The sequence below is a fragment of the Legionella waltersii genome, assembly GCF_001468085.1.
GTDB classification, from domain to species: domain Bacteria; phylum Pseudomonadota; class Gammaproteobacteria; order Legionellales; family Legionellaceae; genus Legionella; species Legionella waltersii.
Genome location: NZ_LNZB01000006.1, coordinates 171,243 through 194,215, shown reverse-complemented (window position 1 = coordinate 194,215; position 22,973 = coordinate 171,243). Strand labels below are relative to the sequence as shown.

Below are 22,973 nucleotides of genomic sequence, written 5' to 3'. Positions count from 1 at the left end.
CGAAACACATTGGTTCAAAAATTTATAATATACTCAAAATACTGCAAAATGCTATTTTTAGTTTATTGTTCGATTCCTTCTCCGATCGTTTAACGCTGATCATTCGTTTTAATTTTTGTCCTGCTACACTATTCTGACTAATTAAAATTAGTTAAAATCTCAATTTACTTTTCACCGAAGTGAGCTATGCCGGAATTTACCTGGGTACAACAGATTTGCATATGGGCCTTACCTATACTCCTTGCCATTACTTTTCATGAGCTAGCACATGGATATGTTGCCTATTTATTCGGCGATAACACGGCTAAAATGTTTGGTCGACTGACAATTAATCCTCTCAAACATATTGATCCAATTGGAACTGTAGCTATTCCACTCTTTATTGGTATCTTAACTAACTTTAATTTTGTAATCGGCTATGCGAAACCAGTCCCAGTGAACCAAAGTTACTTGCGAAATCCAAGAAGAGATATGATTTTAGTCACTCTTGCCGGCCCTGCCTCTAATTTGATCATGGCTTTCTTGTGGGCTGCTTGCATGAAAGTCGCGATTCTAATGAATCCTCAAAACTCAATGCTTGCATTGTTTTTGCTTTTCTCAGCCAGAGCAGGAATCATGATCAATCTCATTTTAGCATTTTTAAATTTAATCCCTCTTCCTCCACTGGATGGTAGCAAAGTAGTGATGAACATGCTGCCAGTTCGTCAAGCAATTGCCTATGCGAAAATCGAGCCCTATGGTTTCTTTATTTTAATAATACTGATCTTTACCAATATTTTGAACTATATTCTCACTCCCTTAATTAATGGGGGCCTATCTGTTTTAAGCGCGATTTTTAATTTATGAAGATCCTTGCAGATGCATCCTTACCTGGCTTAGAAACAGCTTTTCCTGCCCCTTTCAAGTTGACTAAATATGCTCATCAAGAGGAAATCCCGGGTATGCTCAGTGATCAGGATATTTTACTTTGTCGTTCTACTTTAAAAGTAGATGGGGAGTTAATTAGAAACCACTCATTAAAATACGTAGCCACTGCAAGTAGCGGCTCTGATCATATCGATCATGACTATTTAGTATCAAAGCACATTCAGGCCATTGATGCTAAAGGATGCAATGCAGCTTCTGTTGCAGATTATGTCATGTCTTGTCTTGCTTATTTAGATAAGCACAAAAGAGCATTGGGTAAAACTGCGGCAGTTATTGGACTAGGAATGGTTGGCTCCCAGGTTTTTAAGCGACTAAAGCGACTTGGCTTTACTGTAAAATGCTATGACCCACCAAAATCTGATCGTGAATCTACTTTTAAAACTTGCTCAATGGAAGAAATTTTAGATTGTGATGTCATTTGCATACATGCTGAGCTGCAAAAGGAAGGGCTTAATCCAAGCTTTAACCTAATAAACGCCCAGATTCTCGATTCTTTAAAACCCAATTGTATGCTGATCAATGCAGCCCGTGGTGGCATCGTTAATGAACAGGACCTCATCGATTGCAAATTGCCTCTCGTTTATTGCACTGATGTGTATTCTAATGAACCCAACATAAGCAAGGCCATTGTTGAACGAGCAACTCTATGCACACCACATATTGCTGGGCATAGCTTGGAGGCAAAATACAACGCTGTTACTATGGTTAGTCATAAATTGCATACTATTCTTGGTCTTCCCATACCCAAATGTTCAGAACCCCAAAAACCTCATCCAATAAATTTGAACTTGGATTGGCAAGATCTTGCACTTTCAATTTATAACCCGATTAATGAAACTGACAAATTAAAATCTGCTGAAGATTTAGGTAAGGCATTTATTGAATTGCGAAGTTTACACAATGTTCGACATGATTTTTCGAACTACGGTTACCTTATTTTATAGATAACCCCATAACCAAGTTAAATTTGAGAGCATTGGGTGAGAGCATTGGGGACGGACCCCAGTGGGGTCCGTCCCCGTTCTTAGTTTACCTGTTCTTAGTTTACCCGTTCTTAGTTCTTATTCAATCAACACCCCTTAATTTTCTGACCACTTCCTGATCCGAAAAAGGGTGTTTAACTTTGCCAATTTGCTGATAAGCCTCGTGTCCCTTTCCGGCAATCAAAATGATGTCATTCTCGTTTGCCTTGTTAAGAGCAAACGCAATTGCCTCTTCTCTATTGGATAGCTTGAAAAGAGAGGAGTCCTTTGAAACCCCTACTGCAATCTCGTCAATGATGACTTGAGGATCCTCACTACGAGGATTATCACTAGTAATAATTACATTGTCTGCAAAACGACTTGCTGCCTTCCCCATGATAGGTCGTTTGGTTTTATCTCGGTCTCCGCCACAACCAAAGACAACCCACAAATTTCCTTTTTTCAATTGATTTAGAGTGACAAGTACATTTTCTAAAGCATCGGGTGTGTGTGCATAATCCACAAGAACGTAGGGTGCTTTACTGACGATTTCCATGCGCCCTGGTGCAGCTTTTAAATGAGTCATTGTTTTAACGACAGTTTCTGGAGAATACCCACTCGCCAATAAGCTACTGAATACAGCTAAACTATTGTAGATATTAAACTGTCCTAACGCATGAATAGATAGAGAATGCTCTCCCCAGGGAGATTGGACATCAATAGTTGTACCGGTAATGTCCATAGCCCAACTCAATGCCTTAACATCACAGCCCTCATGAAGTCCATAGGTCATTTTTCTAACGTGATTCTTTAAATGTTTTGCCATCAACTGATGGGCTTCATCATCATGATTTAAAATAGCCCACTGCAGCTCTTCTCGAGCAAATAAACGTGCCTTTGCGGCACCATAAGCTTCCATGGTTTTATGATAATCTAGATGATCTAAAGTCAAATTTGTGAATATCGCTTGGTTGAAACATAAACTATCTACACGATGCTGACTTAGCGCATGAGAAGAAACCTCCATGCAGACCTGCTGTATTCCATCTTGCCTGTATTCATACAAAAATCGCTGTAAACATAAGGCATCTGGAGTTGTATTATCGATGTTTTTTAGGTTATTAACACTTCCCTGCCCAATAGTGCCTATGTATGCAGACTTCCTTCCCAGTAGCTCGTGCGCTTGAGCCAATTGATAAGCGATGGTCGTTTTACCATTGGTACCTGTCACCCCTGTTAATTGAAGATCCTCACCAGGATCTCGAAAAAATCGCTTGGCAAGATCGGATAGTTTGTCCGCCAAATTAGCTATTGGAATACAAGGTATAGTCGAGGGTAGATTGCAAGAGCTTGGAAAATTCTGGGGCTCATAGACTATAGCGCTTGCTCCTAACTTTACCGCACTGTCAATAAACAACCGTCCATCAGTTGCAGCTCCAGGATAAGCAATGAATAAATCACCTGATTTCACTTGGCGACTATCGTTTTTAAGATCCGTGATACTACAATCGTTGTATTCTTGATTAATCCAAGGACCTAGTAATTGACTCAGTTTCATGAAATAGACTCCTAATTCAGTCAACCGACAGGATCATCTGTTGGGACGTTGAATAATCGTAATGCACCGGACATTACTTTAGCAAACAGAGGTGCGGCTACCGATGCAGCGTAGTACCCATTCCTAGAAGGTTCATGAATAATAACCGCAACAAGAAATTTGGGCTTAGACACGGGAGCAATTCCTATAAAACTCGCTGTGTATTTGCGATCTTTATAGCCATTTTTACCTGCAACACGTGCAGTTCCTGTTTTACCTGCAACTCTGTAACCAGGAATACCCGCTCCTTTTCCTGTACCATTACGCATCACTTCTTCCATCATCAACAATACTTGTTCAGCCGTTTTAGGCTGCAGAACCTGCACTCCTGGACCTGGATTATCGTTATGCAACAAGGTAATAGGGATCATACGACCTTGATTTGCAAAAATTAAGTTAGCTTTTGCTAATTGTAACGCGGTAACCGATAAGCCATAGCCAAACCCTAGTGTGGCTAATACGAAAGGATTCGCGTCTTTTGCCTTTACTATCCCCCCTTCACTTTCTCCTGGATACCCCACCTCTGTTCTCTGACCGAATCCACACTTCTGTAAAATCCCGATGAGTTGATCTGGAGGGCTTGCGAGAACCATTTTAGTAACACCGACGTTACTAGAATGCTGCAAAATTCCAGTTACATCTAAGACACCATAATTATGGATATCTCTAACCGGTCGTCCATGAACTGTCATATACCCTGGATTGGTGTCAATAATTGTTGAAGGGGTAAATAGGCCTGTTTCCAAGGCACTAGCAATACTAAAGGATTTCATTACTGATCCAGGCTCAAAGGTATCCGTTAAAGCTCTATTGCGGTACGTTTCTCGATCGTAGTGGCCTCTAGAGTTTGGATTATAAGAAGGAACATTTGCTATCGCTAAAATTTCTCCATTTTCAGCATCAACAACGACAACTGATCCTGATTTTGCGGAGAATTCCTCAACGGTTTTGGCTAACTCACTATAAGCTAAATATTGCAATCGCCTGTCAATGCTCAGATTAAGCTCATGTCCTGGTCTTGGCTCTTTGAGTACACCTAAATCCTCAACAACTCTTCCCACACGATCTTTAATAACACGCCTTTTACCGACAACTCCCATTAGCCAATCCTGATAAGCCAACTCAATTCCCTCAATACCTTGATCATCAACATTGGTAAAACCAATCAGTTGGGAAATACTATCCGAATCGGGGTAGTAGCGCTTAAACTCTTTTTGAAAATTCACCCCCGGAATTTTCAATGCTTCTATTTTTTTAGAAAGCATTGGAGGAATTTGTCTTTGCAAGTATAAAAATTCTCGGTTTTCGGCATTAACTATTTTTCGACTTAATTCTTTCGGTTTTAGATTAAGGTATTTAGCCAACTGCATAAATTGATCTTCATCAGGAGAAAATTCTTTTGGATGTACCCATACTGACTCAACTGGGGTACTGATAGCGAGCGGAGTTCCGTTTCTGTCGGTTATCATGCCTCGATAAGCGGGAATATCAATCACTCTTACACTACGAGCGTTTCCTTGTCCTTGCAAAAACTTACGGTGTAAGACAGTAAGATCAAGCATTCTCCACAATAAAACGAGCAAAATCAAAGAGAAAAAAGCAGCAACTGTAACCAATCTTGCAAAATGGTTTGTTTTTTTCATAGTTGACTACTCGTATCATTGTTCTTAGGCCAAACGCAGTTTACCCGATGTTTAGTAATTTTAATACCTTTCTATTTCTATGTCTTATTGGCGATGCAACAAAAAGGTATTTTTAACCGTTGGCAAAGTCATGTTTAATTTATTCGTTGCCAAATCCTGAACACGTGCAGGAGTAGCCAAGCTTGACTGCTCCAATAGTAGCTGTCCCCATTGCAAATCCAACAGGTGAGTTTGCTGCTCCTCTTGTTGTAATTGACTCAAAGTAATACGATAAGAGTTAGTACTATAAATTACCGCTAAGGCACTAACTAGCACAGCAATCATCAATACTATCATCATATAGAGTGATTTAGACATTTGCATATCTGCCAATTGACCGTTAAAAATATTACTTTGATTGATAACTTTCGCTGCAGCGTTCATGCTATTTTCTCCCCTATCCTAAGCACTGCACTTCTAGACCTAACGTTTACTTTTATTTCTGTAGCTTGAGGCTTGATTGCCTTACCTACTTTTTTAAAATTGGTTTTTAACACTTCATGACGAATAGGCACCTCGATAGGTGGCCTGTTTCCCTTCTCTTTTGTTTGCATAAATTGCTTTACAATTCGGTCTTCTAGGGAGTGAAAACTAATCACCACAAGACGCCCTCCCACACCCAACACCTGTAAACATTGTTCTAAACAATCACTTAAATCACTTAACTCTTGGTTGACATGAATACGAATTGCCTGAAAGACTCTAGTCGCTGGATGTTTATGCTTTTCCCATTTAGGATTTGCCTCTTTAACAATCTCAGCCAATTGCAAAGTCGTTGTAATTGGCTGTTGTTTTCTTGCATCCACAATTGCTTTAGCAATCCGACCCGCGAATCGCTCTTCACCATACTCTCTAAAAACATGAGCTAACTCATTCACCTCTGCTTCATTAATAAAATGAGCTGCACTGCTTGCTTGAGTTGAATCCATTCTCATATCCAATGGACCTTGTTGCATAAAGCTAAAGCCTCTTTCAGGGTCATCCAATTGAGGAGATGAAACACCTAGGTCCAATAAAATTCCATCCACTTTACCCATGACACCCGCTTGAGTTGCAAATTCAGCAATCTTTGCGAAAGAACCATGAAATATCTGAAATCGTTTATCTAATCCGAAATGATCTTTTGCAAATTGAATGGCTACTGGATCTTTATCAATAGAAAGCAATTTTCCCTTTTCATTTAAATGCTTCAATATCTCTTTGCTATGACCTCCACGCCCAAAAGTTCCGTCGAAATAAATCCCGTCACCTTTAATTGCTAGGCCATTTATGGATTCATGTAGTAATACGGATTGATGCGCTGCCATTTTTATTTCCACTATAAAGAGAACGTTTTCATCTCATCAGGAAGACCATCTTCCTTAGCTGCTTCATCAGCCAACCATTGCTCCCGTTTGGATTCCCATAACTCTTTATTCCAAACTTCAAATTTATTCCCTTGACCAATCATTACGACGTCTTTCTCTAACTTGGCATAAGTTCTTAACACAGGGGGAAGCAAGACTCTTCCATTAGCATCAACTTCTACATCGGTTGCATGTCCAATTAACAATCGTTGAATTCTTCGAGCTGCTGCATTAAAACTTGGTAGCTTTTGCAAATTATCTTCAATAATTTGCCATTGAGCTGCGGTATAGAGGAGCAAACAAGTTTCTTCTGTATCAATGGTAACCACTAAAGGAATTTTCTCTTCCGCACCAAGCGCACTTCTGTAACGCGTTGGTATGGCCAAGCGTCCTTTAGTGTCGATTGTTATGGCGTTTATCCCTCTAAACATGGTTTTTCCTAATAATTATAGAGATTAATTTCCACTATTCCCCACTTTTTTATTATTTTAACCCACTTTTCTACACTATAGGAACACATTTCTACACTCGTCAAGCAAAAAAACCACTTTTTTGCTTGGATTTTTATAAACTGGTGGGAAGAATAGATGAAAATGACAAAAGTTAGATCGATTTGACTCAATTAAGAACCGATGAATACTATGAATTGATAGAAGCCGAAAACTCTAGTGGATGGTTCGGTATCCGCTCCCTTATGATCGCTCGGTTATTTCAGAGACAAACAATCCACCACCCCAAGGAAGTGGACAATGGGACGGATTAACGGATAAAAATAGGACTTTAAAAATCAAGTATTCATTAAAGCAGCCTGACGGATCCCCTGAAGCACTAAATCAGGAACTAAATAATCATACAAACCCTGCTTATCAAACAAAGAAGCAAATCCACCTGTAGCGAGAACTAAAGCATTATTTCCAGCAAACGCCTCTTGATTGATTCGATTGATTAATTCCCGACATGCTCCTAAAACGCCATAGTACACACCCGATTGAATGCTCTCTATCGTTGATCGCCCTACTACATTTTCAGTTTTTATGATTTCAACTGACGGTAATTTGGCAGTATTTTTGGACAACGCGTCCGCTGATAACCTAACACCAGGCAAAATAGCTCCACCTAAGTAATTTTTTTGACTTGAAATAGCACAAAATGTAGTGGCAGTTCCAAAATCAATGACAATGATGTTTTGATTAGGATAACTATGGACTGCTGCTATGGAATTCGCAATGCGATCTGAGCCTACCTCTATCGGATTTCGGTACTTAATATTTAACCCAGTTTTAACCCCAGCCTGTAACATGAAAGGATCAGTAGAAAAATATTTCATGCACGCGGATCGTAGTGAATAATCAACTTGTGGCACCACTGAGCAGATACCAATTTTAGTAATTGACTCAGGAGAACAATTATTTTCGCGTAAAACACTCTTTAAAAATATACCCAATTCATCGGAAGTACTTACTTGGGAAGTGTGTCTAAATCGTAATTTAATGTCATCCCCAGCAAATACTCCCCCATAGATATGAGAATTTCCAACATCAATACATAGAATCATGTTTGAGATCTACTGTTAAAAAGATAAAATAGTAAGGGCTGATACTGTTTTAATCAAGATCAAGACTCATGAAAAACCACAAAGCCTAGATAAAAAAGAAGCCCCGCATTGCGGGGCAGTAGTGGAGAAGATATGGTTTAGTATGGTTTAACGATTACAGAGGTTCCAATATCAATAAAATTCTGATTCAACCATTTTGCAGCACTTGGTAATACCCGAATACATCCATGGCTAGCATTCCAATTTGGAACTTCATAAGCAGCATGGATCGAATAGCCGCCGGAGAAGTGCATACAATATGGCATTTTAGCACCGCCATGTGTTTCTACGGGGTATATGCTTGATGTACAGTCTTCACCTTTCTTCGAATAGACTTTAAAACTACCTGTTACAGTTCTACATGGTCTACCAACATCTTCACAAAAATCTTTTCCTCCAGAAGCGCTTCCTGTTTTCACTCGATTACCTTGTGCATCATATGCCGCCCAAGCTGTAGCTTTAGGATCGAAAATGAATACTTTTTTACCAGTAGCTTCTCGTTTTTCGGGGAAGTAATTAGCACCTTTATGATCAGAAGCCATACTCATCGTGTAGTGAGTATAACCAGCATCATCGACCACTGCAGTGGACCTATCCATAGAGGCACAAGAAGCCGCTAGGACACTAATTGGAACTAATAGTAGTTGTTTTTTCACGTTGGTTTCTCCCTCTTTTCTTTTATGTTGTATCGGGAGATTTTTGAATAAGTTTAGGCTTTTTTATAAATTTTTTTTACTATCTGTACTTTTTATGCTCTTTTCTTCTTTTATCAGAGGCTTACGATATTGTTCAGGTAGCATGTAAAAAATGGTCAATATCAGTTGCTGGTCAGTGCATTCAAAACACCCACCTCTAGGCGGCATTGCATTATAACCCTCATCTGTATGTTTAAATAACAGGTTTAATCCCTGCTGAACTCTTTGCTTCCAATCTTGATCCACAGCAAGTCTTGGGGCTCCTAATGGGATCAAAGGTTGACGATCGTGACAATTTATACAAAAGTGTTGATAGATCTGCTCCCCTTCATTTTTAGTTCCTTGAATGGATTTTAAAAAATCTTGTGGGCGATGAATCTCAGCATAAGCAAGGCTTGAAAACAAATATAGAAACCCCAAAAGCACTACTTTCATGGTAACATCCTAATATTGGCGCAAGTTTTGCTAGGGATAAATTGCGCTCTTAAAACAATAAAAATAAAGGGAGCTTCTCGGTGAACAAATGCATACTAAGCCTTTTTTTGGTTTTTGCAAATACCTCATTATTTGCAGAGAACGTGCAATCTTTGGATCTTTTAAAATCCAAAATCGAACAACATGTCTTAAATGAATTAGCAAACCAAACTGAAGGCAAAATTCTAGTCAAAGCAGATAACCTTGATCCGCGCTTAAGCCTTAAAAGTTGTCCTGAAAATAAATTGGAAGTCTTCAATCCATACCAAACACCAATGCTAAATACCAATACAATGGGGATAAAATGCATGGAGGCTAATAGTCATTGGACCCTCTATGTTCCTGTTAAAATTACTGTTCTAAAAACAGTCCTGGTTGCAAAAAATGCCTTGGTCAAAGGAACAAAGATTGGCCCTGATGACATCTACCAAGCGGAGCTGGATGTGCAAAAACTAAAACAAGGGTATTTTACAAACAGCAATGACCTCATTGGACTTATTTGTAAACATGATATTTCACCCAACAATCCGTTAACACCATTTAATATCGAGCTAGCTAAGCTAGTTAATCGAGGAGAGCAGGTTTCTATTATTGCATCAAATGATAATCTATCCATAAGTATGGATGGTATCGCGATGAATGATGGTGCCATAGGTGAGACGATAAAAGTCAAAAATCTGTCGTCAAAACGAGTGGTGGATGCACAAGTTTCTGGTAGAAAACAAGTGAAAGTAGTATTTTAATTTAAAATAGGTTAAAAATTCACCTAAATTTGCTAAAGAATTTGCAAAAGGAGCCGATAAATATGGTAACTCTAATCGAGGATGCTATGATGGTTAATCAAATTAATGATTCATCTAATATTAAACCAATGGATCCAGAAAAACGATTGAACACTAAAGAAAAGCAGCAAACTGAGCGAGTGATTGATTCTGCAAGCAAAATCGATAAAGTCGATATAAGCACCGAATCTAAGCACTTAGATGCGCTTAAAGCTTCGCTTGTAAACATACCCGAAGTGAATGAAGCTCGTGTTCAATATTTTAAAAATGAAATTGCATCCGGAAAGTATAAAATTAATAGTGACAAAATTGCCTTTAATATGTTAAACAATTTAGAACTAGCTTAATTTTAAAGGCAACTTAATGAAAAATAATAATAAAGCCAAACAACTTATTGAGCATTTAGATCAAGAAATTAATTGGGTCAACGATTTGAATGCTCTACTCGCTGAAGAAAAAATAGTTCTTGCTACCCGTAAATTTGATCAACTTGAAGACTTAGCCGAAAAAAAACAAACGTTAACTCTTAAGCTCGAAGAAAGTGCTAAAAATCGATCAACATTAATGAATTTATCGCCTAATAGTCAAAACAGCGCAAAAGAGTCTCTACAAGAATTTCTTAAAGCATGCTCAACCGATGAAACAACCCAAATTAATTCATTAAACAGTAAATTAGCAGAAAAACTAGACCTATGTCGGGAATTGAATACTGTAAATGGCCAAGTTATAGCTAATAACATTTATACACGGCAGCAAATAATTAATGCTCTGGCTGGAAATAAGGTTGATGCAACAGAGGTATACAATGCCAATGGAGGAATTGATAAACCTTCTGATAATAGTCACCACCAGAAAGCATAGTTCTTTTTAGTACTGGAAGTTACCTTTTTCTTTTGAATCCTCTGATGTCTCATTAACAGGTTCAACTACTTCTCTGATATTTACAGTGCTTCCTCTCGTTCTCTCAGGAGACTCAAGTGAACTGCAAGCAGCTGCAATATATTCTTTCCTAGAAGGAAGAGATTCTTTTGGAATGGTTATCTCTGTCACTGAATTCAATTTAGGTGGTTGTTTTAATTGAAAAACACGTTGTAGAAACTCAGATTGTTCTTTAGTTCTTACTGTTATCTGTAATGAAAGGTTACCTCCACCAAGCTTTTTATAAGCGATATCCACTTTATCACTCTCAGGTGAGATAGCATTCAAGGTTCTACTTAAACCAGGTAGAGTTTCTGCTATAAAGTATGGTTCAACCAATAATTCATTTCTTTTTTGAAGATACTGGACATCCACCTGTCTCATTAAGCCTTGAAACTGCTCCTGGTTAAGGACACCACTTAATCCCTGTTTGGTAACTTGCATACGAAGCCCAAACTTAGATTCTAAGATTCGTAGATACTCTACATGCTCAGTGGTTATAACTAGAGACCCATCGTCTAATCGTTGCAACTGAAAGGGAATTCGCTCTTGTTGTGATGTAAAACGTAAGTGATTCAGCACCACATCCCCATGATGAGATACTGCCGAAACAGGAGAGAGTATTTTTTCTAGTTTATCCAAAAAATCAACTTCATTTTTAGTCAGCAAGAGCCGTTTTTGAAAAACTTGCAAGATTTTATTGTTGCTTATATTCGCAATATCCCGCATCTCATCAATGGCTTTTAGATTTTCAATCAACTCTAAATAGGGCATTTTATGCTGAATAGCTGCCTGAATTAAATCAACTTTAATTTCAATAAAATATCTATGAAATGGTTGATAGTCTTTAGTCGCTAATTGGAAGCAGTATCGATCTAGGAGGTTTCGATATTCGCTCCCCTCACTGCAATAGGCCCTTAACCCTGAACATCGACTCAATAACTCCTCTTGTTTAGGAGTCATGGTTTGAACTCGTTGTAACTCTTGTTGCAAGCTAGGGTAACTTTCCAGAACTTCATCTGGAGGATTCTCTCCAGTAATCATTTTTCTTAGTACGTGAACACCAAACATTCTTTCAGAGAATGGATTGTCGTAAAACACAGTAAAATTTCGGTACATAAAATGACGAGTGATGACTCGTGTAAAAGAAGGTGCACTTGCTAGAGGATCGACAAACATAAAGTCATCCGTTAAGGTCGAGATAACCCCACCACCTTCATAGGGCTTGCCATAATCAAAACCATAGAATTCCCCATCAGCAATACCTTTGTTCTGACCATTTTTACCGATACCATCTCTATCGCCAATGGCTATGCAAAATATCAAGTTTCTACCTAAACGAGGAACATCCATCGCTCGTTGTGGCTGAGTATTTTTATCAGCCACCAAAACACCTTGGTAGTTAGGTCCATCTCCTCCCACAAGGAATTTCTTTAGCTCCTTTAGTCCATTTTTCCAATCACATGCAAGCAATGCATGAGGACCTGTTGGCCCCTGAACCCAACGTATTTCCAAATGTTGATTCTTTGCACTAAAAATATTGGCTAAGCGAGTACCTATGTACTCTCGCAAAGCCTCCTTATTTGCGTCTTTGCGTGATTTAGCCGCTCCTTGGGATGGATAATCCAATTTGTATAACCGAGCGCTTAATAAACCAGTAGTCTTAACAGCTTCTTCTAGTTGACCACACAAAGTTAAAATATCCTGGTCTAGGTCTATTTCAGCATGAGGCCTAGGAACTTTTACATGAATGAACGCTGAAAAAATTCTTTGTTTTTTCTTTAATACAGCTGTGGCTTCGGCCCCCTGTTCTTCTGCTGCATCAATTTGCCTAAGCAAATCAGGACATAGATTTTTTGCTCTTAAAATGACTGCAAGGCTATTAAAAAACTCGGCATCTAGATCAATGGCAAGAAACCCTGGCTCCACTCCCCCAGGTTTTTTGGCATAACAAAACTGAGTATCACCGAACATCGTTCCTAATCGACTTAAGTTTGCATTACCTCTTAATCTCAGTTGACCCGTGGTTACTCTCTCTTCGAGATTATCTGCGGAAGAAATAACCAAGGAACTAGGTTCTTTTCTGAGTCCAACTGAAGGAGCAGTGCTTACCCCCCGTTCTCGAACATCAAGTATTGGAGTAGGCAATAACTCAATTGGAGCTCTTCTTTTGAAAATTTTATCAACTAAACCCCTATCCTTAAATTTATATCCCCCATGGGATAAAACAACACCTAAGTGCTCTTCGCAAAAACCACTCAGTCCTTTACCTAGTTTGCTGTCTTCAGCTTTAAAAATTGCATCGTAAGACTGAGTCATTAACTCAACGGTCTTAAGAATTTTTGCTTCAAATGACAAATTCCCATTGGTTTTTATTGCTTCCATTTTTGCATTTATAGCTTTGAGTTCTGTGGTACGGTCAGTTACTAATTCCTTACACATACGTGACCATGCCTCTAGGACCATGGAGTATTCCGCTTGAAATGGAATAATTCGAGTGGGTCTTCTTTGTGCTTCAATCTGTTTTCTAGCTTCTTCATTTGACTCCATGCAACTCACCTCTTTACATAATCACGAACTAAATTGTATTTCTCGAGTTTCTACGGATTTTGGATACCACTAATATCAGATAGTATAGTCTAGATGCAATTGCTTAATCTTATAGGGAGTTTTTATGAACTTAAGTGTGCAACAGTTATAGGTTCAAGATTCAACATAATTTCACATTAAGATATAATGATTTCTCTCCGTGATTATCATTCAAACAAATGAAAGAAAAGGATGAATCCCCTATTCCAAGGGTACAAGGGACACTATTTCCAATTGCTCTGAATAATGGAACAACATCATACTTCTTCTGCGATTTCTCTGACTTGATAGGTTTTGGAAGTTCAGGTGATGTATATAAAGGTTACCAATGCACTGTTATTAATCCCCAAGAAAAAATTAGCTCAGCCACTCTCATTAATGCAAGTGAATTAAACGTTGATCTGAATAAACCTGTTGCTATAAAAATTTACAAAACCACCCAATTACCTCTATACCCACAACTCAACCAAGACAGTATCGCAGTTATTGACGTTCGAGGAAGATTGGTGCAAATCATGAATTATATCGATGGTTTTCATATTTACCCGAACAGTGAAAATAATCCTGAGCTTTTAAATTTTTCTTTTCTTCAATCAGTGGATCTCGCCTGGCAATTGGTGCTTGGACTCAATCAATTGCACTCTGAAAAAGTGAGTCGTCGTGGATTGGTGCACGGAGATATGAATGGCTTCAATATTAAGATACATAAGGTTTCGGACTCAAAAACGAACGTCTTTTACTTGGATTTTGACTATGTAAAACCTATTTCTTCGTCTGTGCAAACCCCACAAGGAACACCAGAACACGTTGCGATAGAAGTACTGAATGGAATCTATTCGGAAGATACTGACTTTTATGCCTTAACTCCAATACTTTACACTATTTTTGGCGCCAAAAATCCACTCAAAAGAATTACCCAATATCGAGATGCACACCCTCACCTGAGCAATAAATGCCTTATTAGAGAGTATTCCCATATTGGATTCTGCTCTGAGGGAATATTTAGTCATTTTGAACCAAAACCAGAGCAAGCTGTGCTTGATTTATTAAGTCAACTCATGTTCCGAATGGGAAATAAGGAAAAACAGAATCGACCAAAACCAGATGCCATCCTGGAATTTTTTACTGTCTTAAGACAATGGTGCCTAGCAAAAGCAAACTCTATAGAAGAATCAAAATCAGAGGAGCAAAGCACCTATCTAGTGAGGCTATACATAGCCTGTGATAACGAAAAATGGCTACATGAACCGGGCATGTTCAAAGCCTTTATCCAATTACCTGAAAACAGTCAAACTCGATTAACGAGCCTTATGTCTCTAAAGCACAAAGCGCTACTCTATGAAAAGCTATTAGATCAATCGTTGAGTAATGAACTTCTAGAGAATTTTAAATCTGACATTTATGATGGTTTAATTCAATTGAGCAAAACCGTTAAAAATCAATCTTGGATCAGTTCGCTTTTCAAACATCAGATTTCAGCCCAAGACATTTCAACGCTTGCACAATGCTTTTCTCATCAGGATTTTACTGGCTATTTTTCTCGGAAAAATAAATTAACTATCGATCTGATAGAACGGATTGAACCACATGAGTTACGAACTCTTGTAAAGGTAGCATTTCAATCTCTAATTCATCTTCAGTCAATCTCATTCATTGAAATGCATTCCACCTCAGTATAGAAGTCCCTGAGTAGAGCTCAGCACAAAATAATAGCAAGATCACATGAAAAAGGTGCTCTATGATCGATATGGTATATAGACCTATTGCATACGTAAAGCACCATCCAATCGGATGACCTCACCATTGATCATTCCATTCTCTATAATCTGCCCTACCAATAGTGCAAACTCTTCTGGCTTACCTAAGCGTTTCGGAAAGGTTAATGTTGATATTAGTTTGTCCTGAACCTCTTGAGGCATATTAAGCAGCAATGGTGTAGCAATTAAACCAGGGGCAATCGTATTTACCCGAATTGCGAATTGAGCTAACTCACGAGCAGCGGGTAAAGTCATCGATACTATACCACCTTTCGAAGCACTGTAAGCGGCTTGACCTACTTGGCCCTCGTACGCAGCAATGGAGGCCGTGTTAATAATGACTCCCCTCTCCAAGGATTTACTGTCTAAGTCTAAACTCGACATTGCGTGAGCAACGACTCTCATCACATTAAAAGTCCCTATTAAATTGACATCAATTACTTGTTTAAAGGCTGATAATGGCATGGGCCCTTCCCTGCCCACCATTCTTTTTGCAGGTGCAACTCCCGCACAATTTACGCAAACCCTTGGAATACCTAACACTTCAATTGTTTTCTTTAGAGCATCCTCAACTGACGTTTCATTACTCACATCACAAGTTAGGACTAAATCTGCAGCACTGCTTTCATCTGCATTCATATCCCAACAGACCACTTGCATCCCGCGTTGCTTTAAGTATTCTACACAGGCTTTTCCCATACCAGAGGATCCTCCAGTGACTAAAGCAATTTGATTGTCGAAATTCATTCGTTCTCCCTACACTATTTACCCAAACCGTTTTACTGTAAAAATTCTTTACTAATCCGCTTAAACTCTTCAGTACCTGCCTGTCTGAGCCATTCAAACAGCACCATCTCAGAAGTAACAAGATGGACCCCATCTTGTTTCATACGCTTAAGCCCATATTTTAAATCCAACTCTCTACGACTCCCTACTGCATCAACAACCACATAAACATCATAGCCAGCGTCTTTCATTTCCAACGCCGTCTGCAGGACACAAACATGGGCTTCAATGCCTATTAAAACTAATTGCTTTCTATTGTGACTGTTTAGTTCATTCAAATACCTAGGTTCTTGCATACAGGAAAAATGAATCTTTTCGATGCATTTGGAACTGTCTATATAAGTACTTAATGGAAATACGGTTGTTCCTAGACCTTTGGAGTATTGCTCGCTAGCAACAATGGGTACATGCATCTGTTTAGCTAATTTTAATAACCACTCACAGCGAGTGAGCATCTGATCTTTATTCAGAATGGCTGGAACTAATTTCTCTTGAACATCGATTAAGACTAAGATTGAATCACTTCGTTTTAGTAACATGTCCTATCTGCCCATTGTTTTTAATTCTGTGTCGATCTGAGCGGCACTCAAAAGTGCCTACTCCTTAAAGGGATCATAAAACAATTGTTAGGATAAACCTAGTAGGCGCTATGCAAGAGACATAGAGACATAACGGGGACGGACCCTAGTGGATCCGTCCCCTACCGTCCCACTCGACTATAATGCAGCAATATCGATCGTTTTCATTTTAACGTTGATGACTTTTTTCCCTCTTTTAAGGGAAAGTGTAATTTGTTCGCCCACTTTAATTTCAGTTAACAAATTGTATAAAGCATCGTAGTTAGGAACTGGGTGCGCATTCACCCCAACGATTACATCACCTAAAACAATTCTCCCCCATTGATCCCTATGCGTACCGCGGAGTTTATGGGCTGCAGCTGGTGTATTAGGCAATACGTCCGCAATAAGAATTCCCTTCTTGACACCTAAACGCTGAGCTAAATTAGGATCAATGCGTTGAATCCCTATTCCAGAAAGAACAACTCTTCCGTGAAGAATAATTTGATTAGCAATCTTTTCTATATCGTCGGCAGGTACGGCAAAACCAATTCCAGCGGATGAACCCGAGCGTGAATAGATCATCGTGTTCATTCCAACTAACTGGCCTGCACTATTCAGTAGTGGTCCACCTGAATTTCCTGGATTAATGGGTGTGTCCGTTTGAATCATATTATGAATCGTTACTCCACCAACTCCTGGTACTTGCCGCCCTAATGCGGAAATAACCCCTTTTGATAAGCTATGATCCAAACCAAATGGATTACCAATGGCTATAGCCTTTTGCCCAACGATCAAATCCCCCAGATGCACAATTTCAAATGGCGAAAATGTTTGCAATGCTTGCAAGGCCTTTGGTGCTTTAATCTCAAGAACAGCAATGTCTTTGCGAGGCTCTGTACCAATTACCTTTGCTGGAACAGTCATATTTCCTAGTGTGATAGCAATATTATCTGCACCTTTGATAACATGGAAGTTAGTGACTACATGCCCTTTATTATCCCATAAGATACCAGAACCAGCCCCATCGGGAACCTGCACTGCTTGTATGGACGACCGTTGATGAACGGTTGCAAGTCGATGTACATAAACGACTTTGGGCGAGGCCTTTTGAAACACTTCTACCGTATTTCTCTCATCAGGAAGAAGTGAATCTAGATTTAAACTAAAAACGGATTTTGAAAATATAAAACTCAATGCAACAATAAAATGCAAAAAATTACGTCTCTTGATCATCTCCACCAAACTCCATACCTGCACTACTAGCATACTTCTTACGAATTGCTTGTCGTGATAATAATTTATCTATCGCAAACTGTGGAAAATCTGTAATAGTGATAACGTGTTTATCAATTAATACAGCTATCAAATCTTCAATGACGCGTATTAATTGCAGATCGGATTGTAAAAATTGCAAGTCTTTTGCATTATGATCATAGCGCATCATAAAGTCTAAAAACTCAGCACTAGTAACATCAATTTGTTCTGTAGCGCCTTCTGTTTTTTCGCCAAAGACTGCACAAATTAAACCTTCCTTATTCCTTTTTACATAAACCACGGGTCATCATCCTTAATTTCATTAAGCTTCTGATATTCACTTACCACGTTAGACACTCCACGTGGTAAGCATTGTAATATATAAAGCCAAAAATGTCATCGCATGATATTTAAGACCAAAGATTATGCAAACATAAATTTAGAATCGGTTTCTGAATCATTATTTTCGTTTGATTCGTCTTTGTCTGAATCATTTGACTCAGGGTCATTATTAGAATCAGTATCGCTATTTACCTCGTCATCGCTTTTGTCTTGATCATTGATATCTCCCTCAGTGTCTTCGACCTCATCCCTAGAGTTTGTTTCCCACTTTGACTGATCAAGAGCTATACCAGTCGAGATATTAAAGTACTGAAGTAAAAACTGTATTGGTGCTAGTATCATCATCTTGAATGCATTGCTACCAGCGTCAATACTCTGCTTAGCGATATGCTCACTATCATCGATATGACGAATGTAGATTTTCTCCAGTAAGCCAGTGTGTTGCTTATAGAGGTTATCCAAATTTTCATTTCTTGTTTTCTCTTGCTGTAACAAATAGTCTTGCAGATCTGCATGAGAATCCCATAATGATTTTCTTCTTTCTTGTAGATGTTCTAATTCACTGTTATAGAATTTAATTTCTTGATCGATTTCTTCTTTTAATTTATCTAAGGACTCTTTGCGATCAGGAGATACGCCCCCACTAACAATGGCATTGGATTCCTTTAACGATACTTGTGCGTATCTTTCAACCAACAGTGATTTCTTTTTCAAAATATCTTCAATTTTATTATCAAGATAGATTATCGCATCTTTATTCGAGCCTAATACTTGGTAGTGAGAGTCAAACCGCTTATTGTTCTGCATTTGTTCTCTCATTTTTTCAAGCTCACCCGCCTCCTGGGTAATGGCTTTTCTTTGAGCTTCATCATTTAGATTCTTATCTCTACTCACCAATAATTGTCTTACAAATGCAGATAAAGCTACAACTGCTCCAAAAGCTGCCGCGCAAATAAGGGCTATAGTCACTGGTTCCATAGTGGACTCCTTAACGGTGCAAATGTTTCAATTGAGTATGTATTTGAACGGCAAAATACTTGCTAAAAGCTGTGAATGAATTAACCTCAGGCCATTCTCTAGATTGGTTTGACATTCTTGTCATGGCCGTTTCAAAGATTGGCTGATAGTAGAGCTCTATAAAAGGCTTAATGTCCTTTAAATTTGCAAAATTCTTAACAATAACTGTTGAATTTTCAGCTATCTGTGTCAAGCTGACCTTATCAAGAACATCTGCTAACCCTTCAGAATCTTCAATACTTGACTTAATCCATTCTAAAAGAGCTTCTCTAGGTTTTATCTCAAGCAATTGATGACCATCTTCAATTCTAGGCTCCATCAAAATAATATGAGAATGCATTTCTAGTTTGAAACAACTCACAAAATCGATAAAACTTGTTTCAATGCTATTCCGTGCATTTTCCCCTAACCAACGACCTATTTCATGCCTAAACATCATTTGGAAGTGCATTTCAATATGATCTAAAGTTGCTTCATCGGAATCCTCTTTTGGAATCACATAAGCGGTATTATCGGTTTCCAATTGATTAAGACTGGGTAAATGACTTTCAGGTAACTGTGAAGCTAGAAATGCTAAAAATACAGTGGTTGGTTTTAAAACCACAATCTCGGATTGGCCCTGACGCATGCTGCTCTCCTTGAATTATTGAACTCATCCTGAGTAGCTCTAATAAAGCAAAACTACGTCTTTTCTTTAACGCATTACAACTCAATTGATAACGGGTTGGTCATGTTACTTATTAAGAACTTAAAAATACTCCTTAAAACAGTCTAGATTGACCTCAAGATTGTTGCAATAGATTTAGCACTTTTTTTTTACAGAACTACAACTTCTTAACACTTCTTCGTCTGTCAGGACTTACGCAAAACTCAAAGGTCGAGGCAAAAATAAATTTCAATGCGGGAGTTTAGATCAACTAAATGACCGAATTGAAATTTATTTTTAACGAAGAGATTGGGGTTTTGCGTAAGTCCTGTCTGTTTCAGCTTGACAGAGATTTCATAATCGATATGCTGTACCTTTTACTATCAGGGTTGACCTTATGAAGTTTCTAAGAAAAATAGTACTTTCGATGATTACTCTTGGCTTATTGGCGTCCCTCACCCTGTGGATATTAGCAAAAAGCATCGATCCAGAAACGATTAAACAGCTAATCAACCAACAAATAACTCAATCCACTCATAAAGATAGCCATATAAATGGTGCAATTTCGTGGCAACTATTTCCTAGACCAGGACTTAAATTCAATCAGTTACTCATTGGCAACGAAAAGTCTAAAGACAATTACTCTTTGTCAATTGATAAATTGCTTTTAAATTTAAAAATTACACCACTTCTTCGCGGTCAATTGATATTTAGTGAAATTCATGCCGATGGTTTTAAGCTCGAATTCAATCACAACAACACATCTATACAAGAATCAAATGCCCAACAAAAAATAGCATCCACCCCAAACGCCAAGATGAATAAACAATTCGCCATTCAAAAGCTAATTTTAAGCCATGGACAACTTATTCTTAACAATAAAGACGGGGCCACAATAGTTAAAAACATCCAGATTGGAGCGGAACAAATCAATTTTAAACACAATCCTTTCTCAGTTCAAATCAAAGGTAAATTGATAAGCATTCCAACTATGTCAACTGCAAAAGCAACCTTGAACTTCAAAGGACGTATTAGCCTTTCTCCATTGATTTTAGAAGACATGAAAAATGGAGTTAATCAATCGTCTATTGAAGGGCAATTGGTTTTAAACAATATAACTTTAAATCAATTTGTCATTAACAAAGTCAATGCCACACTTAAATCACATAAAGGTGCGCTAATCTCTAATCCATTGACTCTTTCTCTTTATAAGGGTGAGTCCATTGGCGATATGGAATTAAACCTTATTTCCAAACAGCTGTTAATTAACCAGACAGCGACTAACCTTGATGGACAGGATCTCATGACTGCACTGTTAGGAAATAAGTCCATAAGCGGTCGTTTAGATTATTCTATCCATGCATCAATACCCCTTAAAGACATAAATCTTGAGCATATAGACAGTAAAGGCACTTTAACCCTTAAGGATGGTGAAGTATTTAATCTTAATATCGAACAGCTCATCAATACATTGAAAACAAAACTGAATGCTCTTGCAAACTTAGCACCTTCGGATCCCAAAAAATCAATAAAATCCTTAAATTGGGAACAAAGCAAAGTACCTCAAGGAAACACCTCTTTCAAATTAGCCAACTTCAAATATACCTTAGCTAAAGGCATTATGGAGAGTGACTCGTATCTCTTACAAACCAATCGATTAACTATCAATGGACAAGGAAACCTTAATTTATTGAATAAAACACTCCACTCAAAACTAAAAGCTGCATTTCTTGATAGTTACGATGACAAAACCTTACAACAATTCCAGAAGGTTCTCGGTGGTTCATTCCCAATTATTGTAACTGGTACTATTGAACACCCAACTGTTGCGCCAGATTTCAGTTTAATTAATCCTTTATTGAGTGCTTTGATGATCAAAAACACCATTACAACACCAATTAAAATGATTGGGGAACCCTTAAAAGAGCTTCTCAATTGACTATAAGCAATTTAATGGTTCAATTCACTGAACCATTACTGCATTGGTATGACATCTATGGCCGTAAGGATTTTCCTTGGCAAAACCCTCGCCATCCATACCGAGTCTGGATTTCTGAAATTATGTTACAGCAAACGCAAGTTCAGACTGTCATACCCTATTTTAACCGATTTATGTCGAGGTTTCCCGACATTGAATCCCTAGCAATCGCACAGGAGGATGATGTTTTATCCTACTGGTCAGGCCTAGGCTATTACAGTAGAGCTAGAAATTTACATAAAACAGCCAAGATAATCACAGAATCCTATGAGGGTCATTTCCCAACTGATAAGGCCAAGTTGATGCAATTACCTGGGATTGGTCCATCTACTGCTGCCGCAATAATTTCTCAAGCATTTAACAAACCTGCTGCAATTTTAGATGGTAATGTTAAACGAGTTTTATGCCGTTTTTTTCTGATAGCAGGCTGGCCAGAAAGTACTGCTGTCAAAAATGAATTGTGGGCTATTGCTCAATCCTGTATGCATCAGCAACGGTGTGCGGATTATACTCAAGCCATCATGGACCTAGGTGCAACATGTTGTACTAGTAGAAATCCAACGTGCTTAAAGTGTCCAATCAATGAAAACTGCAAGGCTTTTAAGCAAAATGAACAAGCTCAATATCCCAATAAAAAACCTAAAAAACAAAAACCCTGTTACTCTCAGCAGTTTTTAGCTATTCTGAACCCTCTGAATTCGATTTATTTGGATAAAAGACCACCTACTGGCTTGTGGGGAGGACTTTGGTGTTTACCTAGTATTGAAGCAGATGCTAATCCCTTGCAATGGCTTAGTCATTTCAACCTGCAAAGTCATGAACCACAATTGATCACTCAGTTCAAGCACAGCTTTAGTCATTTTGATTTGGAAATTAAAGCCATTTTAATTAAAACTGAACTCGCTAACAACTCAACTTTTGAAAGTACGGGCAAGTGGTTTACACGAGACGAGTTATCCTCTGTTGGCCTTGCCAAGCCTACTAGCCTCATACTCAGCAAAGTATTTTCAGAGGAATAATTAATAGCTCTATCTTGGATTTAATTCTCGTATTATCATTTAAGAAAC

At 38.3% G+C, this 22,973-nt stretch carries 23 protein-coding genes; 8 read left to right on the top strand and 15 right to left on the bottom strand.

Annotation, left to right across the window (positions count from 1 at the left end; translation table 11 throughout):
- The first annotated feature begins 186 nt into the window (after nt 1-186).
- Both Lwal_RS01930 and Lwal_RS01925 read left to right on the top strand, forming a co-directional pair.
- Nucleotides 187-846, top strand: a complete 660-nt coding sequence (locus tag Lwal_RS01930) for a site-2 protease family protein (protein WP_058479238.1) — start codon at nt 187-189, stop codon at nt 844-846.
- Entirely contained in the window at nt 843-1,871 is a 1,029-nt protein-coding gene (locus Lwal_RS01925) for a 4-phosphoerythronate dehydrogenase (RefSeq protein WP_058479237.1), read from the top strand. The genes Lwal_RS01930 and Lwal_RS01925 overlap by 4 nt, the downstream gene beginning before the upstream one ends.
- A gap of 121 nt (nt 1,872-1,992) precedes the next feature.
- Here Lwal_RS01925 and Lwal_RS01920 read toward each other — a convergent pair whose 3' ends face one another.
- The 8 genes from Lwal_RS01920 to Lwal_RS01885 all read right to left on the bottom strand — a co-directional run bounded on the left by Lwal_RS01920 (nt 1,993) and on the right by Lwal_RS01885 (nt 9,238).
- Complete coding sequence (locus tag Lwal_RS01920) at nt 1,993-3,447, bottom strand: UDP-N-acetylmuramoyl-L-alanyl-D-glutamate--2,6-diaminopimelate ligase (RefSeq protein WP_058479236.1); 1,455 nt, start codon at nt 3,445-3,447, stop codon at nt 1,993-1,995.
- A gap of 20 nt (nt 3,448-3,467) precedes the next feature.
- Nucleotides 3,468-5,129: a peptidoglycan D,D-transpeptidase FtsI family protein gene (locus tag Lwal_RS01915; protein WP_058479235.1), complete on the bottom strand. Its 1,662-nt coding sequence runs from the start codon at nt 5,127-5,129 to the stop codon at nt 3,468-3,470.
- Nucleotides 5,130-5,213: 84 nt separating this feature from the next.
- The gene (gene ftsL / locus Lwal_RS01910) at nt 5,214-5,552 is read right to left on the bottom strand and encodes a cell division protein FtsL (RefSeq protein ID WP_058479234.1); all 339 of its coding nucleotides are present in this window, start codon (nt 5,550-5,552) and stop codon (nt 5,214-5,216) included.
- Nucleotides 5,549-6,475: a 16S rRNA (cytosine(1402)-N(4))-methyltransferase RsmH gene (gene rsmH, locus Lwal_RS01905; protein WP_058479233.1), complete on the bottom strand. Its 927-nt coding sequence runs from the start codon at nt 6,473-6,475 to the stop codon at nt 5,549-5,551. Before rsmH ends, ftsL begins: the two co-directional genes overlap by 4 nt.
- An 11-nt stretch (nt 6,476-6,486) precedes the next feature.
- The gene (mraZ, locus tag Lwal_RS01900; protein ID WP_058479232.1) at nt 6,487-6,945 is read right to left on the bottom strand and encodes a division/cell wall cluster transcriptional repressor MraZ; all 459 of its coding nucleotides are present in this window, start codon (nt 6,943-6,945) and stop codon (nt 6,487-6,489) included.
- Nucleotides 6,946-7,301: 356 nt separating this feature from the next.
- A complete protein-coding gene (locus tag Lwal_RS01895) occupies nt 7,302-8,069 on the bottom strand; it encodes a type III pantothenate kinase (protein WP_058479231.1) in 768 nt (255 codons plus the stop codon).
- 137 nt (nt 8,070-8,206) lie between these two features.
- Nucleotides 8,207-8,764 (bottom strand): L,D-transpeptidase, encoded by a 558-nt coding sequence (locus tag Lwal_RS01890; protein ID WP_058479230.1) that lies wholly within the window; start codon nt 8,762-8,764, stop codon nt 8,207-8,209.
- Between the two features lie 63 nt (nt 8,765-8,827).
- Complete coding sequence (locus Lwal_RS01885) at nt 8,828-9,238, bottom strand: c-type cytochrome (protein WP_058479229.1); 411 nt, start codon at nt 9,236-9,238, stop codon at nt 8,828-8,830.
- 80 nt (nt 9,239-9,318) lie between these two features.
- On the opposite strand from Lwal_RS01885, the gene flgA reads away from it, so the two are divergent.
- From flgA to Lwal_RS01870, 3 genes are all read left to right on the top strand, one after another.
- The gene (flgA, locus tag Lwal_RS01880) at nt 9,319-10,020 is read left to right on the top strand and encodes a flagellar basal body P-ring formation chaperone FlgA (RefSeq protein WP_058479228.1); all 702 of its coding nucleotides are present in this window, start codon (nt 9,319-9,321) and stop codon (nt 10,018-10,020) included.
- Nucleotides 10,021-10,082: 62 nt separating this feature from the next.
- Nucleotides 10,083-10,406, top strand: coding sequence for a flagellar biosynthesis anti-sigma factor FlgM (flgM, locus tag Lwal_RS01875; protein ID WP_095197506.1), 324 nt, complete (start codon nt 10,083-10,085; stop codon nt 10,404-10,406).
- Nucleotides 10,407-10,422: 16 nt separating this feature from the next.
- Nucleotides 10,423-10,920 (top strand): flagella synthesis protein FlgN, encoded by a 498-nt coding sequence (locus tag Lwal_RS01870; protein WP_058479227.1) that lies wholly within the window; start codon nt 10,423-10,425, stop codon nt 10,918-10,920.
- 6 nt (nt 10,921-10,926) lie between these two features.
- On the opposite strand, the gene Lwal_RS01865 is transcribed toward Lwal_RS01870, so the two are convergent.
- Complete coding sequence (locus Lwal_RS01865; protein WP_058479226.1) at nt 10,927-13,527, bottom strand: hypothetical protein; 2,601 nt, start codon at nt 13,525-13,527, stop codon at nt 10,927-10,929.
- A gap of 218 nt (nt 13,528-13,745) precedes the next feature.
- Here Lwal_RS01865 and Lwal_RS01860 point away from each other — a divergent pair, with 218 nt between their 5' ends.
- Complete coding sequence (locus Lwal_RS01860) at nt 13,746-15,245, top strand: protein kinase domain-containing protein (protein ID WP_058479225.1); 1,500 nt, start codon at nt 13,746-13,748, stop codon at nt 15,243-15,245.
- Between the two features lie 81 nt (nt 15,246-15,326).
- On the opposite strand, the gene Lwal_RS01855 is transcribed toward Lwal_RS01860, so the two are convergent.
- The 6 genes from Lwal_RS01855 to Lwal_RS01830 form a co-directional block, all read right to left on the bottom strand.
- A complete protein-coding gene (locus Lwal_RS01855; RefSeq protein ID WP_058479224.1) occupies nt 15,327-16,070 on the bottom strand; it encodes an SDR family NAD(P)-dependent oxidoreductase in 744 nt (247 codons plus the stop codon).
- A gap of 32 nt (nt 16,071-16,102) precedes the next feature.
- Nucleotides 16,103-16,648: an isochorismatase family protein gene (locus Lwal_RS01850; protein ID WP_058479223.1), complete on the bottom strand. Its 546-nt coding sequence runs from the start codon at nt 16,646-16,648 to the stop codon at nt 16,103-16,105.
- A gap of 177 nt (nt 16,649-16,825) precedes the next feature.
- Nucleotides 16,826-17,902 (bottom strand): S1C family serine protease, encoded by a 1,077-nt coding sequence (locus Lwal_RS01845; RefSeq protein WP_083500010.1) that lies wholly within the window; start codon nt 17,900-17,902, stop codon nt 16,826-16,828.
- Nucleotides 17,886-18,224: a hypothetical protein gene (locus Lwal_RS01840; RefSeq protein WP_058479222.1), complete on the bottom strand. Its 339-nt coding sequence runs from the start codon at nt 18,222-18,224 to the stop codon at nt 17,886-17,888. Before Lwal_RS01840 ends, Lwal_RS01845 begins: the two co-directional genes overlap by 17 nt.
- Before the next feature lie 122 nt (nt 18,225-18,346).
- Complete coding sequence (locus Lwal_RS01835) at nt 18,347-19,243, bottom strand: hypothetical protein (protein ID WP_058479221.1); 897 nt, start codon at nt 19,241-19,243, stop codon at nt 18,347-18,349.
- Between the two features lie 10 nt (nt 19,244-19,253).
- Entirely contained in the window at nt 19,254-19,910 is a 657-nt protein-coding gene (locus Lwal_RS01830; RefSeq protein WP_058479220.1) for a hypothetical protein, read from the bottom strand.
- A gap of 415 nt (nt 19,911-20,325) precedes the next feature.
- Between Lwal_RS01830 and Lwal_RS01825 the strand changes: the two genes are divergently transcribed.
- Nucleotides 20,326-21,867 (top strand): AsmA family protein, encoded by a 1,542-nt coding sequence (locus Lwal_RS01825; RefSeq protein ID WP_058479219.1) that lies wholly within the window; start codon nt 20,326-20,328, stop codon nt 21,865-21,867.
- Nucleotides 21,864-22,925: an A/G-specific adenine glycosylase gene (mutY, locus tag Lwal_RS01820; RefSeq protein ID WP_095197504.1), complete on the top strand. Its 1,062-nt coding sequence runs from the start codon at nt 21,864-21,866 to the stop codon at nt 22,923-22,925. The genes Lwal_RS01825 and mutY overlap by 4 nt, the downstream gene beginning before the upstream one ends.
- Nucleotides 22,926-22,973: the final 48 nt, after the last annotated feature.

Excerpts from the sequence above, each read along its gene's own strand:
- Lwal_RS01925 (WP_058479237.1), top strand. The coding sequence starts at position 843 with ATGAAGATCCTTGCAGATGCATCCTTACCTGGCTTAGAAACAGCTTTT.
- Lwal_RS01920 (WP_058479236.1), bottom strand. The coding sequence starts at position 3,447 with ATGAAACTGAGTCAATTACTAGGTCCTTGGATTAATCAAGAATACAAC.
- Lwal_RS01915 (WP_058479235.1), bottom strand. The coding sequence starts at position 5,129 with ATGAAAAAAACAAACCATTTTGCAAGATTGGTTACAGTTGCTGCTTTT.
- Lwal_RS01860 (WP_058479225.1), top strand. The coding sequence starts at position 13,746 with ATGAAAGAAAAGGATGAATCCCCTATTCCAAGGGTACAAGGGACACTA.
- Lwal_RS01850 (WP_058479223.1), bottom strand. The coding sequence starts at position 16,648 with ATGTTACTAAAACGAAGTGATTCAATCTTAGTCTTAATCGATGTTCAA.
- mraZ (WP_058479232.1), bottom strand. The coding sequence starts at position 6,945 with ATGTTTAGAGGGATAAACGCCATAACAATCGACACTAAAGGACGCTTG.
- Lwal_RS01830 (WP_058479220.1), bottom strand. The coding sequence starts at position 19,910 with ATGCGTCAGGGCCAATCCGAGATTGTGGTTTTAAAACCAACCACTGTA.
- flgM (WP_095197506.1), top strand. The coding sequence starts at position 10,083 with ATGGTAACTCTAATCGAGGATGCTATGATGGTTAATCAAATTAATGAT.
- Lwal_RS01870 (WP_058479227.1), top strand. The coding sequence starts at position 10,423 with ATGAAAAATAATAATAAAGCCAAACAACTTATTGAGCATTTAGATCAA.
- Lwal_RS01845 (WP_083500010.1), bottom strand. The coding sequence starts at position 17,902 with ATGATCAAGAGACGTAATTTTTTGCATTTTATTGTTGCATTGAGTTTT.
- Lwal_RS01825 (WP_058479219.1), top strand. The coding sequence starts at position 20,326 with ATGAAGTTTCTAAGAAAAATAGTACTTTCGATGATTACTCTTGGCTTA.
- Lwal_RS01885 (WP_058479229.1), bottom strand. The coding sequence starts at position 9,238 with ATGAAAGTAGTGCTTTTGGGGTTTCTATATTTGTTTTCAAGCCTTGCT.
- rsmH (WP_058479233.1), bottom strand. The coding sequence starts at position 6,475 with ATGGCAGCGCATCAATCCGTATTACTACATGAATCCATAAATGGCCTA.
- ftsL (WP_058479234.1), bottom strand. The coding sequence starts at position 5,552 with ATGAACGCTGCAGCGAAAGTTATCAATCAAAGTAATATTTTTAACGGT.
- Lwal_RS01930 (WP_058479238.1), top strand. The coding sequence starts at position 187 with ATGCCGGAATTTACCTGGGTACAACAGATTTGCATATGGGCCTTACCT.
- Lwal_RS01835 (WP_058479221.1), bottom strand. The coding sequence starts at position 19,243 with ATGGAACCAGTGACTATAGCCCTTATTTGCGCGGCAGCTTTTGGAGCA.
- Lwal_RS01855 (WP_058479224.1), bottom strand. The coding sequence starts at position 16,070 with ATGAATTTCGACAATCAAATTGCTTTAGTCACTGGAGGATCCTCTGGT.
- Lwal_RS01865 (WP_058479226.1), bottom strand. The coding sequence starts at position 13,527 with ATGGAGTCAAATGAAGAAGCTAGAAAACAGATTGAAGCACAAAGAAGA.
- Lwal_RS01895 (WP_058479231.1), bottom strand. The coding sequence starts at position 8,069 with ATGATTCTATGTATTGATGTTGGAAATTCTCATATCTATGGGGGAGTA.